Raw genomic sequence first — 14,068 nt, forward strand, 5'->3', positions numbered from 1 at the left:
TGATAAATTGTGACGCGCGGCAGGGCTGCCGGCAGTGCGGCCGGCAGCACCGGGCACGGGTACTACTGCGGCTTGACCAGCCCGAGCTCGCAATCGACCAGCTGATTGTTGAAGGCGCCGCGTTCGCGCGCACCGCGCGCCGACCGGTCGGTGACCGAGAACACGTAGATGCCGGCAAAGGCCACCAGCATGGAGAACAGCGCTGGATACTCGTACGGGTAGATGGCACTCGCATGGCCGAGCACCTGCACCCACACGGTCGGGCTGAGCACCGTCAGCACCACCGCGGTCAGCAGCCCAAGCGAGCCGCCGGCCACGGCGCCCCGCGTAGTCAGCCCGCGCCAGTAGATCGACAGCAGCAACACCGGGAAATTCGAGCTGGCGGCAATGGAAAAGGTCAGGCTGACGATAAAGGCAATGGTCTGCTTCTCGAACAGGATGCCCAACAGGATGGACAGTACGCCCAGCACGAGCGTGGTCATCCGGGAGACACGCATCTCCTCCTTGTCGGTGGCGTTGCCCTGGCGCAGGACCTTGGCATAGAGATCGTGCGAGATGGCCGAGGAACCGGCCAGCGTGAGCCCCGCCACCACGGCCAGGATGGTCGAGAACGCCACCGCGCAGATGAAGCCGAGGAAGACGTTGCCGCCGACGGCATGGGCCAGGTGCACGGCCACCATGTTGACGCCGCCGATCACCGCGCCGGCAGGCGTGTGGTAGGCCGGCTCGCTGGCCACCAGCGCGATGGTGCCAAAGCCGATGACGATGATCAGCGCGTAGCCGATGCCGACGATGCCAGTGGCATAGAGGATGCTCTTGCGTGCCGCCTTGACGTCGCCGACGGTGAAGAAGCGCATCAGGATATGCGGCAGGCCGGCGGTACCGAAGATCAGCGCCAGGCCGAGCGATACCGCCGAGACGGGATCGGAGACCAGGCCGCCCGGGCTCATGATGGCCGCGTGCTTGCCGTGGGCCTCGATGGCCTGCGCGAACAGCGCGTTCAGGCTGAAGCCGAAGCGGCTCATGACCATGAACGCCATGAAGGCAGCACCGGCGAGCAGCAGCACCGCCTTGATGATCTGGATCCAGGTGGTGGCCAGCATGCCGCCGAAGAACACATAGACCACCATCAGCACGCCGACCAGCACGACCGCCGCCGTGTAGCTGAAGCCAAACAGCAGCTCCACCAGCTTGCCGGCCCCCACCATCTGCGACACCAGGTACAGCAGCACGATGACGATGGAACTGGACGCGGAGAACGCGCGGATGGGGCGCTGCTGCAGCCGGTAGGAGACCACGTCCGCCAGCGTGAAGCGGCCGAGGTTGCGCAGCGGCTCGGCGATCAGGAACAGGATGATCGGCCAACTGGCCAGGAAGCCGATGGAGTAGATCAGGCCGTCGTAGCCGCTGGTGAAGACCAGCGCGGAGATGCCCAGCAGGGAGGCCGCCGACATGTAGTCGCCGGCAATGGCCCAGCCGTTCTGCAAAGCGGTGATCTTGCCGCCAGCGGCATAGTGGTCGGCCACGCTGTGATTGCTCTTGGCAGCCCAGCGCGTGACCACGAGCGTGGCGGCGACGAACACCAGAAACATGGCGATGGCGATGACATTGATGCCCTGGCCTACCGAACTCGGCGCCGCGAACGCGGGCAGAGCGGTAAGCAGCAGGGCTGCGGCAATGGCGGCAATGGCGGCAATGGCGGGTTGCTTCATTTTTCTGCCCCTTGCTTGAGGTCGCTGATGCGCTGGTCGTACACGGTGTTGGTGCGATGCACGTACACCGCCACCAGCAGGAAGGTCACCGCGAACATGCCGAAGCCCACGGGAATGCCCACGCTCATGGGCTGGCCCAGTGTCAGTTGGCGGCCCAGCAGCGCAGGCCGGAAGGCGAGCGTGAGGATGTAGCCGAAGTACACCGCCAGCATGATGGCGGTCAGGGCCCACGCGAACCTGCGCCGCGCGCGCACCAGGGACTGGAATGCCGGATTGGCGAGCAAGGGATTCGGTGGTGGCGCAGCGGGCGCGGCGCTTTCGCGGCGGCTGCGGCAAAGGTGGGGGCGGTATGTTCCAAGATTGTCTCCGTTGGGGGCGATTGGTTTTGCGCGGGGCGGGGGGCTGCGGCGCGCTCAGAAGCGCGTCGACACCGCCGTCTCGCGCATCACGGCTTCCGGCGTGCGATAACGTTCGGCCATCTGGCGGTCGGTCTCGTTCTTGAGTTGCGCTTGCATATAGGCGCCGAGGTGTCGCGCATGCTCGACGATGGCGGCGCCCACCTGCACGCGCTCGGCGCTGTAGCTCTCCAGGGCGGCACTGACGCCGTCATGCGCTTGCAGGGCCTTGACCGCGCGTATGGGGTCGCCCGCTGGCCTTGGTCACGCCCATGCCGCAATGCGGGCGCGCCACGAAGGCAGCGTCGCCGAGCAGCGCCACCCGGCCGAAGGCCATGCGGGGCACCTCGAGGTCGAAGATGGGCTGGAACAGCGGTTGCGCGGCCTTGGTGACGACCTCGGCAAACTGGGGCGCAAGGTTGGCCAGCGCGGCATTCTCCATACTCGCCAGCACGTCGGGGCGGATCAGCCCCGGCGGGATGCCGCCGGACCAGCGCTTGCCGCTGGCGTCGGTCAGCAGGTCGGGCAGGTCCACGTCCTCGCTGGTGGCGCGGTACCACACGAAGTTGTAGCGGCGCTCGCCGGCCCGGGTACTGTTGCCCTGGCCCGCCACCGGGTAGCCGAGGATCTGCTCGCGCGGCGGCAGGCAGAAGGCGAATTTCTCGAACAGCATGTCGCGCGTGGCTTCGCTCAGGTTCGCTTCGTCCACCAGGCCGCGCCAGGCGATGTACCCTGCGTACTGGAGCCGGGCCTCGGGCAACAGGCGCTCGCGCAACGCGGAGCGGAAGCCGTCCGCGGCGATGACAAGATCGGCGTGATGGATCGAGCCGTCGTCCAGCGTTACCTCGGCGTGGCCGGGCTCGCTGCGCACCGATACCACATTGGCGCCCGTGCGGTAGGTGCCCCCGGTGAAGGCGGACCGCAGCACGTGGTACATCTTGCCCCATGCCGTCAGCGTTTGCGGCAGCTCTCGCTGCGACAGGACGCTGCCGTCCTGGCCCAGCGTCAGCCGGGACTTCACCTGCACGCCGATGGCGTCGTCCACCTCGACCCCGGCGGCGGCCAGGGCCTCGAACAATTCCGGATGCGTGACGATGCCCGCGCCGCGCCCGGCAAGGGCTTCGGGAACACGCTCGCATACCTCCACCTCCCACCCGCCGCGGGCGAGCAGGTTGGCAGCGAACAGCCCCCCCAGCGAGCCGCCCACGATGATGGCCTTTGGCCGTGTCGAAAGGGTTGTCATGATCAGTCTCCTGCCACTGCCGGGAGGGGGGCGCGCGCGCCGTTGCCCGGGATTTCAAGGCCCGCGACCTCGGCGGCGGGGTAGTTCAGTTCGATGGTGACGCCGGAAGGATCCTCGATGAACACCTGGTGCAAGCCCAGGCTGGGGACGGTGCGGTCGCGCCACGGGATGCCCTCGGCGCCCAGCTTTGCCCACATCTGCGCCACGCCGGTGGCCAGGAACGCGATGTGGTCGAGGGTGCCGGTGCCCGTCGCCGCGGGGGCGCGGTCGCCAAGGTAAGCGGACAACCCGCCGGGGTTGTCGGGGTCGACACCGATGATGTGGACCGTGCCGAAGTCGCCTTCGTCCCCGCCCATGTACAGCCATGCGCCGGGGAAATCAAAAGGAGGGCGGTAGCCTCGCTTGAAGCCGAGAATGCGTTCGTAGAAGGCGCAGGATTGCTCGAGGTCCGTGGTGCGGATCGAGAAGTGCGCGAGCTTGCGGATGGTCATGGTTGCCTCTGCTATTGATCGATCGATTAGTGATCGTTTGATAAATTGTAGGGCGGCTGAGTGGAATGGCCAAGAGCGGGCAAGGGGGGGACTTACCCTGATCGGCGCGGCGTGTACCGGCTGCGCCACTTCTGTGCAGGGCGGCTCCCGGCCTTAGTGCTGCGCGATCCCCATGATGCGGTTACCCATGCGGATACCCCACTGGGTCATCTTCTCGCCTTGCGCGTGTTCGCCCTGCTGCCAGATCTGTAGCGCCTGATCCGGGTCGGCCGTGCCGTCGAGCGCCGTGGCCAGCGCCACCGCATTGGCCGCAGCCTTGGCGGTGCTGCCGGCGGTATGGGGACGGGGAATGAAGGCGGCATCGCCGGTCAGCAGTACGCGGCCGAACACCATGCGCGGCACCTGCAGGTCCTGGATGGCCTGGACGAAGATCTGATCGGTGTTGTCGATCAGCGCGCGGAACGCGGGGTTGGCGCGCGCGGTTGCGGTCTGGCGAAACCAGCTCTCCTGCTCGGCCGACAACATGCCCGGCGGGATCGAATGGCTGCGGCGTTTTCCGTTGCGATCGGTGAGCACGGCATCGAGCGCCACGCCGGGGTCGGCCTTCAGGTACCACAGCCAGTTGAAGCGGCGCCGTCCGGGCGCCGTCGCACCGTCGGCACCGGGCACCATGTACTGCAGCATCATCGAGTCGCTGTCTTGCTGGAACACGAAGTTCTCGTGCAGCAGCGGCCTGGCCGCTTCGGGCAGACGGTCTTCGTCGACAAGTCCACGCCAGACGACATAGCCCGCATAGCTGGGGGCGACACCGGGCAGCACGATACTGCGCACCGTGGAGCCAGCGCCGTCGGCACCGACCAGCAATGCACCGCACGCCTGGCGTCCATCGGCGAAGGTGGCGCGAACGCCGTGCTCGTCCTGCGCGATCGCGGTGAGCGCTGCGCCGCGGTGATAGTGCGCTGCCGGGAAATGATCGAGCAGGGTGGCATACAGCGTGCTCCATGAGGTCTGTGTCTGCGGCATGCGCTGGCGGTGGAGCACGTCGCCGCCGTGGTCCAGGAACAGCCGGTCGTGCGAGCGCACACCCAGCGCTCCGTGCGCGGCGATGCCGGCGAACGAGAACGCCCGCAGCACCTCCGGCTGCAACACAATGCCGCCACCACGGCTGTCGAGCTCCGATGCCGAACGTTCGAACACGTCGACCTGCCAGCCCACGGCGCGCAGCGCGGTGGCCGTGAACAGGCCGCCCAGCGAACCGCCGATGACCAGGGCCTTGCGCGGGCCGACGGAGGATGCCTCGTTGGTGCTCATGTGTCGCTCCAGAGTGCGAGTGGATGGACTGCATCGTAGAAGCGTCGGGGCCCGCGGAGAATGCATGGCGGGGGCAAAGCAGTTTTGCGTGGGCGGCAACGGAGTGGGCGCACTCGCCCGCGAACCTGGCGTTGCGCCGCCGGCAACGCAGGTTTGTGCTGGCATGCCATTCCGCTGATGCGGCCCGCCGTCTACGCTCGCTGCATCACTCACGCAAGGAGCCGTCATGAAACCCGTCGACACCCAGATCACCTATGACTTTATTTGCCCGTGGTGCTGGATCGGCCATCGCAACCTGAAGGCCGCCATCGAGCGCGTGCCGGCCGAGGTCGCCCCCGCGATGTCTTATGTGCCCTACGAACTCAACCCGGACATGCCGGTGGAAGGCGCCGACCGCAAGGCCTACCGTACCGCGAAGTTCGGCAACTGGGCGCGTTCGCAGGCCATGGACGCAGAGGTGGCGATGATGGGGAGGCGCGCCGGGCTGGATTTCAACTATGACCTGATCACGGTCACGCCCAATACCCGGCTTGCGCACCGGCTGATGGCTTTCGCCCAACAGATCGGCGACACAGCCATGGTGGAGGCGTTGTTCGAGGCCATATTCGCTGCGTACTTTTCCCGCGGGGAGCACATCGGCCTGATCGATGTACTCGTGCCGCTGGCCGTATCGGCTGGATTCGATGCACAGGCCGTGCGGAACCACCTGTCGGGCACCGACGGCGAAGCGGAGGTCGTGGCGGCGCAGGCGAAGGCGCAGCGCGAGGGCGTCCGCTCCGTGCCGACGATCCGGATCGGCAGCGCCGCCATCGCCGGGGCGCAGCCGCCTTCGATCATGGAAAAGGCGTTGCAGGCGGCAGTGGGCGAGGCCATCTGATCACGAGCGCGCAGCACGCCCCAACGGGCGGCTGCCGCAAAGAACCTGGAGAACACAAAAATGGACAAGCAAGCGACCCTGCATTACGTGTATGACCCGTTTTGCGGATGGTGCTACGGTCTTGCACCGCTCGTGTTGGCCGCCGACGAGGCCGGCCTGAGGGTGGTGCCGCACAGCGGCGGCATGCTGGCAGGAGAACGAGCGCAGAACATGTCCGCCGAATGGCGGGATTTCGTTCGCCCTCACGAGGAGCGCATCACCGCCCTGAGCGGGCAACCATTCAGCGAGACCTACCAGCAGGGCACGCAGTTCGACTATGACGTCAGGCTGGATTCCGGCCCGCCCACCGCGGCGATGCTGGCCGCCGAATCCGTCGGCGGTGCCGGGTTGAAGATGCTCGAACGTCTTCAGGTTGCGTACTACCGCGAAGGCCGCCCGATCGCCGAGCGCAGCGAACTGATCCAGATCGCAGAGGAACTGGGGCTCGATGCAGCTTCGTTCGCAAACGCCCTTGATCAGGCGAGCGCGACGCTGCCTGACCATTTCGCGCAGACGCAGGCGCTACTCGAGGAGATCGGCGGCCATGGCTACCCGGCGCTGGCGATCGAGCAGGGCGGCAAGATCTCTAGGCTGCGTACGGGGCGGTATTTCGGGAAGCCGGAGCTGTTCAGGAAGGCGATGGAGGAGGTTTTGGCGCAGTGAGTGCGCGCCAATTCCCCCAGTTCCCACAGTTCCTCGAAGCGATCAGCCGCGTTCTCATTTCGCGGCTTGCCTTCAGCGCCGCCGCCGCAATCGAACGCCGACGGCACATCGCGGCAGGCATGGAACCATCTACTTATTAGATAGATATTATCGAAATTAATAGGCTACCGAGATGGATGGGTGGCAGCTACGATTCAGCTCATACGGCTCGCTGAGCCGCGCCACCAGGAGAGTTCAAATGACCAAGGTTCTTGTTCTGTATTACTCGTCGTACGGCCACATCGAAAGAATGGCGAATGCCATTGCCGAAGGCGCGCGCGCAGCGGGCGCTCTCGTCGACGTCAAGCGCGTGCCCGAGACCGTGCCGGAAGACATCGCAAAAAGCGCTTACTTCAAGCTTGATCAATCCGCCGCGGTCGCCACGGTTGCAGAACTCGAGCACTACGATGCGATCGTCGTCGGCACCGGCACGCGCTTCGGCCGCATGTCCTCGCAGATGGCGTCGTTCCTTGATCAAGCTGGTGGCCTCTGGGTACGCGGCGCGCTCAACGGCAAAGTCGGCGCGGCCTTTTCGTCGAGTGCGACACAGCACGGCGGCCAGGAAACCACGCTTTTCTCCATCATCACCAACCTGCTGCACTTCGGCATGACGATCGTGGGATTGCCGTATAGCCATCAGGGCCAGATGAGCATGTCCGAGATTGTCGGCGGTGCCCCGTATGGCGCGACCACCGTCGCCGGTGGCGACGGCTCGCGCCAGCCGAGCGAGATCGACCTCGCTGGCGCCCGCCACCAGGGAGAACTGGTCGCGAAGACGGCGGCCAAGCTTCGCGCCTGAATACGGCACACCGCCCGCAGCAGAGCCCCCCCTTCGAACGGAGCAAATCATGCAACAACAAGACATCGGCGAGATCGCCAAGGCCGTAGTGCGTCGCAATACCACGGAAGTCCAGGGTGGCGGTGACTGGGCCCTGTTCGACGCCCTGTTCTCGGACGACTTCCTGGACCACACCCCGCAACCGAATTGCACCCCGGACAAGGCCGGCGCGTTGGGCCTGTATCGCAAGCTGCGGGAGGCATTCCCCGACTTCCACGCCGAAATCCACTGGCAGCGCGCGGTCGGCGATGTGGTCACCACCTACAAGACCTACCATGGCACGCACAAGGGCGACTTCCTGGGTATTGCGCCGACGAACCGCGCGGTGCGGTTCGAGACGGTCGACGCCATGCGGGTGCAAGACGGCAAGATCACCGAGCATTGGGGTGTCGCCAATCTGTTCTCGGTGCTTCAGCAACTGGGCGCATGGCCCGTCGGCTCTGGAGAGCCCGCATGAACACCAACATCCTCGCTGGCAAGGTCGTGGTTGTGACCGGCGCGGCCAGTGGCATCGGCAAGGCGGTTGCCGTCCAGGCTGCCCGCCATGGCGCCAAGGCGATCATTGTCTCGGACCTGAACGCCGAGCCGCGCGAGGGCGGGCGCTCCACCCTCGCCGAGATCTCGGATATTGGCGTGCCCGCACGGTTCCATCGGGCTGACGTCAGCCAGCGCGCCGACGTCGACGCGCTGGTCGAGGCGGCAGAAGCATTTGGCGGCATCGACGTGATGGTGGCCAACGCCGGCATCACGGCAAAAGCCGACGGATTCGACGTCACCGAGGAGGACTTCCATCGCCTGATGCGGGTGAACCTGGACGGCACGCTCTTCAGCGCGCAGGCCGCCGCCCGGCGGATGAAGGCGAGCGGCAGGGCAGGAAGCATCGTGCTCATGGCCAGCATGGGCGGGATCGCCGGCGCAGGCATCACGGTGGGCTACTCCACCAGCAAGGGCGGGGTCGTGCTGATGGCCAAGTCCCTGGCCGATGCCCTGGGGCCGGACGGCATTCGCGTCAACGCCGTTGCCCCAGGGACCATCGATACACACCTGCTGCGCACAAGCCCCGGTATCGCCGAGGCGGCAGAGGGTTTTCGCCGGCGCACTCCGTTGCGCCGGCTCGGCAAGCCCTCGGAGATCGGTGACGCGGTGGCGTGGCTGGGCTCCGATCTGTCCAGTTATGTGACCGGCACCGCCTTGCTCGTCGACGGCGGACTGCTGGCCGTAATCTGAAGACCAGCACTACAACCCATTCACAGGAGTACAAGACATGAGCACCGTCATCCGATTCCACGCCCACGGCGGCCCCGAGGTCCTCGAGGTGGAACAGCAAACCATTGCGCAACCCGGCCACGGCGAGGTTCGCCTGCGCCACGAGGCCATTGGCGTGAACTTCATCGACACTATCTTCCGCAAGGGCATCTTCCCGGTGCCGTTGCCTTCCATCCCAGGCGTCGAAGGCGCTGGCGTTGTCGAGGCCCTGGGCGAAGGCGTACGCGGTTTCGCCGTGGGCGATCGCGTCGCCTACTTCCTGTCCCCGGGAAGCTATGCACAAGAGCGGACCATCGACGCCCAAGCCCTCGTCCAGCTGCCACGGGATGTGTCGGCCGAGCAGGCGGCGGCAGTCCTGACCAAAGGCCTGACGGCATGGTCCGCCCTTCACGGGTTCCATCAGATCAAGCGTGGCGAGACCATCCTTGTCCAGGGCGCGACCAGCGCGGTGGGCCGGCTCCTCTCGCGCTGGGCACGCGCGCTCGGCGCCACGGTGATCGGCACCGGCGGCGTTGCCAAGCAAGACACGCTGCGCGCGGATGTCGATCATGCACTGGCCTCGGATGATCCGGATCTCGGTGCGCAGATCCGCGATATCGCCCCTGCCGGCGTGGACGTCGTCTATGAATTCGTGGGCCAGGCCACCTTCGCGGCTTCGGTGGCGGCGGTGCGGGATGGCGGAACGATCGTGAACATCGGTGCCGCCTCGGGCGCGCCCGAGATCGACCAGGCCGCCCTCGCGGCTCGGCAAGTGCGCGTCGCCGGAGGGCCGATGGCCCAACACCTGCAAGGCCAGGCGCGCGACGAAGCCGTCGCCGCGGTGTTCGAAGCGCTGCGTACGGGTGTCTTCGGCGAGACCGAGCTTGCGCGCTACCCCCTCGCCGACGCGTCGCGCGCGCATGAGGACATCGCCGAACGCCGCCGCGCCGGCACAGCCATTCTCATTCCCTGAGCTCATTCCCTGAGGCGCTCGCGGCGCAAGCGCCCTGCCTCGCGCCGCGGCTGTCAGCACGGGCGCCTGCCGCCCGGCCTCTAAGCTACCTGGAGACCAAACGATGCAACATACCACCCTGATCAAGGGCCGCACCGACCTGCGCACGGCAGACGCCCTGACCCTGATGAATGTCTCGCCGAAGTTCGACGTCACGCAATGGCCCAGGCAGGTGGAGAGGTTCCTGCACGACACGGAGAATCCTCTGCACCGGGCAATCCTCAAGAACTACCTGCGCCACCTCCTGCTGGAAGTCTCCGGCCATTGGAACCAGATCATCGTGCCCGAACTCACCGTGGAAGAGCCCATGTATCGCGTGGGAGACCGGCGGGAGATGCGGGTCTTCACGGGCAAGGCCGCCGTCGAAGGCTTCTATCGCGAAGCGTTTGAAACCCGGACCAACGTCATGGGCGCGCGGACCATGAATATGGGCGTCGAAGACTATGGCGTTACCACCGAGGCCGTCTGGACGCACGTCGTTCCCGGCGCGATGCTCGGGGACCATGATATCGACGCGGATCCCGCGGCGCACTACCTCATGACACATCACCTGTTCCAGATCTTTACCTATACCAGCGAGGCCAGGCCCAGGCTGATCGCGGAGCGGATCTACGATGACCCGGAGAGCTACAGCTACCAAAAGCTGGCGCCGGCAGACGTCGTGACGCCGGAGATGGCCCGCGCACAGCTGGCGCCATTCCTGGCGCGTGCGACGCTTGAGTAGGCTGGGCGGAGGACCCGTTGTCAGACACGCCGGCACGCTGCATGTCGGTTGCGTCCCGCTTTCGCCGTGGGCGCGGTGGCGCCGCGTTGATGAACCCGAGGCCTGACGACGGGACCACCGGGCTAAGCGACCCCACCACGCCAGCCTCCTGCAAGCAGGTACGAGTCAATCACATGGGTAACACCCTGAGGCTCAGATAGCCATTCTGGTCTGGCGTTCGTCGATCTGGCCCAATGCCATCGGGCCGGAAAAGTCGACGCGCCATATCGACACGCCACCATCCCTCTCCAATCCCTCTCCAATCGCGTCCAGTCCAACGGTTACGCCGTGGCGCAAGTCCCACGTAGATGATCTTCCCGGCCCTGTGGATCAAGCCGCTGCTGGTCACCTGGTGAGGCTCGACGTGGCGCGCGGACTCCATCTTCGGCAACCGACTCGGATAGGCGCGCACTGACTCCGAATAGCAGCTCCCAGGGGGTGCTCTGGCGCAACGCTTCGTGCGGCCTCCGCACGTGATGGCAGCGCCGGAACGCATCCATCCGCCGCTGCTGCGCCTCAGCGTGGCAGCCGGCGGTTGTGCCGTAGGCATCCACTCGTGCCGCCCGTCGTTGCTCCGGATGTTCCCGGATTGGTAGTACAGCGGATAGCGGCCGGCACGGTCCACTACCGTCAGCGGAAAGCACCACCGCCAAGGTGGGGGATTGGTATTTGTGGGAAGGGAGGGGCATCCGGGCTTGCGCTATCGGCACGTCAGAGACAATGCGATCGACGGCGCTACGATGGCAGCGCTAATTGCGCGGAGATGTCCGGATGCTATCCAGGAGGTGCCATGAATCCACGGCGCGTTCACGAAGTCATGCGCCAGGATTTTCCAGCTTCCGATGCGGCGCCACGAGCGTGGAAACGCCGAAACCCGGGTAGCGAGGCGGTGCCTCGGCTATCCCGGGTTGCAGGACCTTGTCGTTACTGCGCCGCTACAGCCCGCGTCACTTGCGTGCGGCGGCCATCGAAGCTGAACGCGCCGGCGCCGTAGTACATCACCTGCACCAGGCCGCCTGCCATGGCCAGGTTCTTGAGGAAGTGGAACATCTGGTTCTGGTCGCCCAGCGCATGGTGGAAGATCAGCGCGGTCAACACGGCGTAGACCGCAAGCAGCGTGGCCACCAGTCGCGTCCGGTAGCCGGCGATGAGCAGCACGCTGCCGGCGAGTTCGAGCACCAGTGCGCCGAAGTAGCCCAGCGCCGGCACAGGCAGACCGAGCGAGCCGATATAGCCGATGGTAGCGGCAGGTGCCATCAATTTGCCAATAGCGCTGACGAGGAAGATGGCGGCGATGAGAATGCGGCCGATCAGGGGAAGGGCCGGGTGTGCATTGGCGTTGGTCGAAGTCATGGTTTGCATCCTTTGTTTGAAAAATGTGAGGTGATGGGTAAGTGGTAGGTGGTGGGTGGTAGGTAGTAAGCGGTAAGTCGTGAGTACTGGGTACTGGGTAGTGACGCGGAAAATGCGTGTCTCGCGGCCGCCGCGGGTTACCGCAGGCGACCCTCGGCGCGGAGCTGCATGCCGATCCGTGCAATCTCGGCTTCGCCCTTGCGCAGCGCCTCGTCCGACGTATGGACGGAGTAGTAGCCAAGCGACAGGTCGTGCGGATGCGGGATTGCCGACGCGACGATGAAATCCGCATCTGACTGGGCTGCAAATTCGAGCAGGTCTTCCGACTGGGCGAAGACAACGAGTTCGTCATGCAGGACCTCGTTGCCGACAGCCAGCGTGCCACGGTTGGCATGCGCCCAGGCCACCGTGTGGCCTTCGGGCGGCTGGTAGCGCCAGCGCTCGCCGGCGGCCAGGCGCACGTGCTGCAGCGCCACGCCGGCAGGCGCGGCAACCGGGCTGTTCCTGCCGGACTGGGTGCCGAGAATCACGCGTGCCGGACCCGCGCGCGGAATCGTCGAAGCGGGGAGGTACTGGCTATGCGGCAGCCCGTTTTCGAGACTGCGCGGCAAGGCGACCCAAAGCTGATAGCCTTGGAACCTCTCGCCCTTGGCGGGACTGGCGCCGTGCCAGATGCCATTTCCAGCTCGCATCCACTCCACACTGCCTGAATGCAGCACGCCGGCCGCACCGGTCGTGTCCTCATAGTCCAGTTCGCCCTCGATCAGCACGGTGAGCGTGGCAATGCCCGAATGCGGGTGCATGGGGAACAGCGCGTCGCCGGAAGGCGCGAAGTCGAAGTAGTCGAGAAAGACAAAGGGCTTGATCAATTGCCCCACGTCTCCCGGGCTGACGATCCGCGTGACGGGGCCGTGCCGGCGCCCTTTGGTGCGCAGCACGATGGGACGGGTGGCTGCCGCTTGCGGCTGGGCCATGGGGTACCGGGTCTGGCGCTCTTCGGCTGCGCGTCCGGCTTGCGTTGCGGATTTCATGAAAGCTCCTTCAGTGATGCCATGACCGAAGGTTAGGTGCTTGACATCTATGCCGGTAGCCTATATTTATCGATGTGTACCATCTATGGATTAGATAGATATGCTTGACGGCGTCTCGCTGGATCAGTTGCGCACATTCATTGCCGCTGCCGACGAGGGCAGCTTCTCCGCTGCAGGCCGCAAGCTGCGCCGCGCGCAGTCGGTAGTGAGTCATACGCTCGCCAACCTCGAGAGCCAGATCGACGTGCAGTTGTTCGACCGCAACGGGCGCTACCCGCGCCTGACCGAACAAGGTACTGCGTTGCTGGCACAAGCGCGGATGGTAGTAAGCGGCATGGACGGCTTCAAGTCAAAGGCACGCGCGATTGCGGAGGGGCTTGAGCCGGAGCTGTCGGTGGTGGTCGATGTCATGTACCCGATGGCCTCGCTGACCGGGGCAGTCGGCGAGTTTCGCGATGCATTTCCGCACACGCCGCTGCGCCTGTACGTCGAGGCACTGGGTGCGGTCCTGCAGCCGGTGCTCGATGGCGTTTGCCGGATCGGCATCAGCGGATCGATGCCCGCAGTTCCGGAAACGCTTGACGCGGAAAAGCTGCTCGATGTGCCCATGGTCACCGTGACCGCGCCATCGCATCCACTGGCCGCGCACCGAGGTGTGATCCGCCAGCGCACACTGGAGGGCCACGTCCAACTGGTCCTGACCGACCGCACCACCCTGACCGAGGGCAAGACCTTCGGTGTTTTTGCGCCGCTCACCTGGCGTCTGGCCGATCTGGGTGCCAAACATGCTTTCCTGCGCGCCGGCTTCGGCTGGGGGCACATGCCGGTTGCCATGGTGCAGGAGGATCTCGATGCAGGCACCCTGGTCATGTTGCGCCTGGAGAACTTCCAGCCGCGAACCCCGCCCATTGCCATGTTCGCGGTCTACCGCAAGGATATGCCACCAGGCCCCGCCGGCCGCTGGTTCCTCAAACGGCTGATGCAGCCCTTGCCAGGTTCGTCGAAATAGACATCACGATCGGCGTGGCTCGCGCGGGGGATCCCTAGCCCCAACGG

General features: G+C 65.8%; 14 protein-coding genes and 1 pseudogene. 8 read left to right on the forward strand and 7 right to left on the reverse strand.

The window, feature by feature from the left end; all coding sequences use genetic code 11:
* Nucleotides 1-62 precede the first annotated feature (62 nt).
* The 5 genes and pseudogenes from actP to OR16_RS31315 form a co-directional block, all read right to left on the reverse strand.
* Nucleotides 63-1,712 carry a cation/acetate symporter ActP gene (gene actP, locus OR16_RS31295; protein ID WP_006162672.1) on the reverse strand — a complete coding sequence of 550 codons (1,650 nt, stop codon included), beginning with the start codon at nucleotides 1,710-1,712 and terminating at the stop codon, nucleotides 63-65.
* On the reverse strand, nucleotides 1,709-1,996 hold the full coding sequence (locus OR16_RS31300) for a DUF485 domain-containing protein (RefSeq protein WP_006162673.1): 288 nt from the start codon (nucleotides 1,994-1,996) through the stop codon (nucleotides 1,709-1,711). Before OR16_RS31300 ends, actP begins: the two co-directional genes overlap by 4 nt.
* A gap of 129 nt (nucleotides 1,997-2,125) precedes the next feature.
* Nucleotides 2,126-3,350, reverse strand: a pseudogene (locus OR16_RS31305) (FAD binding domain-containing protein).
* 2 nt (nucleotides 3,351-3,352) lie between these two features.
* On the reverse strand, nucleotides 3,353-3,841 hold the full coding sequence (locus tag OR16_RS31310) for a VOC family protein (RefSeq protein ID WP_006162674.1): 489 nt from the start codon (nucleotides 3,839-3,841) through the stop codon (nucleotides 3,353-3,355).
* 153 nt (nucleotides 3,842-3,994) lie between these two features.
* Complete coding sequence (locus tag OR16_RS31315; protein ID WP_006162675.1) at nucleotides 3,995-5,152, reverse strand: FAD binding domain-containing protein; 1,158 nt, start codon at nucleotides 5,150-5,152, stop codon at nucleotides 3,995-3,997.
* Between the two features lie 226 nt (nucleotides 5,153-5,378).
* On the opposite strand from OR16_RS31315, the gene OR16_RS31320 reads away from it, so the two are divergent.
* From OR16_RS31320 to OR16_RS31350, 7 genes are all read left to right on the forward strand, one after another.
* Complete coding sequence (locus tag OR16_RS31320) at nucleotides 5,379-6,029, forward strand: DsbA family oxidoreductase (RefSeq protein WP_006162676.1); 651 nt, start codon at nucleotides 5,379-5,381, stop codon at nucleotides 6,027-6,029.
* Nucleotides 6,030-6,089: 60 nt separating this feature from the next.
* Entirely contained in the window at nucleotides 6,090-6,731 is a 642-nt protein-coding gene (locus tag OR16_RS31325; RefSeq protein WP_006162677.1) for a DsbA family protein, read from the forward strand.
* A 238-nt stretch (nucleotides 6,732-6,969) separates the two neighbouring features.
* The gene (gene wrbA / locus OR16_RS31330; protein ID WP_006162678.1) at nucleotides 6,970-7,569 is read left to right on the forward strand and encodes an NAD(P)H:quinone oxidoreductase; all 600 of its coding nucleotides are present in this window, start codon (nucleotides 6,970-6,972) and stop codon (nucleotides 7,567-7,569) included.
* Nucleotides 7,570-7,618: 49 nt separating this feature from the next.
* Nucleotides 7,619-8,065, forward strand: a complete 447-nt coding sequence (locus OR16_RS31335; protein ID WP_006162679.1) for an ester cyclase — start codon at nucleotides 7,619-7,621, stop codon at nucleotides 8,063-8,065.
* Nucleotides 8,062-8,835 (forward strand): SDR family NAD(P)-dependent oxidoreductase, encoded by a 774-nt coding sequence (locus OR16_RS31340; protein WP_006162680.1) that lies wholly within the window; start codon nucleotides 8,062-8,064, stop codon nucleotides 8,833-8,835. The genes OR16_RS31335 and OR16_RS31340 overlap by 4 nt, the downstream gene beginning before the upstream one ends.
* Before the next feature lie 37 nt (nucleotides 8,836-8,872).
* Nucleotides 8,873-9,826 carry a quinone oxidoreductase family protein gene (locus tag OR16_RS31345; RefSeq protein ID WP_006162681.1) on the forward strand — a complete coding sequence of 318 codons (954 nt, stop codon included), beginning with the start codon at nucleotides 8,873-8,875 and terminating at the stop codon, nucleotides 9,824-9,826.
* Nucleotides 9,827-9,929: 103 nt separating this feature from the next.
* On the forward strand, nucleotides 9,930-10,589 hold the full coding sequence (locus OR16_RS31350; protein WP_006162682.1) for a hypothetical protein: 660 nt from the start codon (nucleotides 9,930-9,932) through the stop codon (nucleotides 10,587-10,589).
* A 963-nt stretch (nucleotides 10,590-11,552) separates the two neighbouring features.
* On the opposite strand, the gene OR16_RS31355 is transcribed toward OR16_RS31350, so the two are convergent.
* Nucleotides 11,553-11,990: a DoxX family protein gene (locus OR16_RS31355; RefSeq protein WP_006162683.1), complete on the reverse strand. Its 438-nt coding sequence runs from the start codon at nucleotides 11,988-11,990 to the stop codon at nucleotides 11,553-11,555.
* Between the two features lie 128 nt (nucleotides 11,991-12,118).
* A complete protein-coding gene (locus tag OR16_RS31360) occupies nucleotides 12,119-13,012 on the reverse strand; it encodes a pirin family protein (RefSeq protein WP_006162684.1) in 894 nt (297 codons plus the stop codon).
* 100 nt (nucleotides 13,013-13,112) lie between these two features.
* Here OR16_RS31360 and OR16_RS31365 point away from each other — a divergent pair, with 100 nt between their 5' ends.
* Complete coding sequence (locus tag OR16_RS31365; protein ID WP_006162685.1) at nucleotides 13,113-14,021, forward strand: LysR family transcriptional regulator; 909 nt, start codon at nucleotides 13,113-13,115, stop codon at nucleotides 14,019-14,021.
* Nucleotides 14,022-14,068 lie beyond the last annotated feature (47 nt).

Origin of the sequence: Cupriavidus basilensis OR16 (assembly GCF_000243095.1) — a bacterium.
GTDB lineage: Bacteria > Pseudomonadota > Gammaproteobacteria > Burkholderiales > Burkholderiaceae > Cupriavidus > Cupriavidus basilensis_D.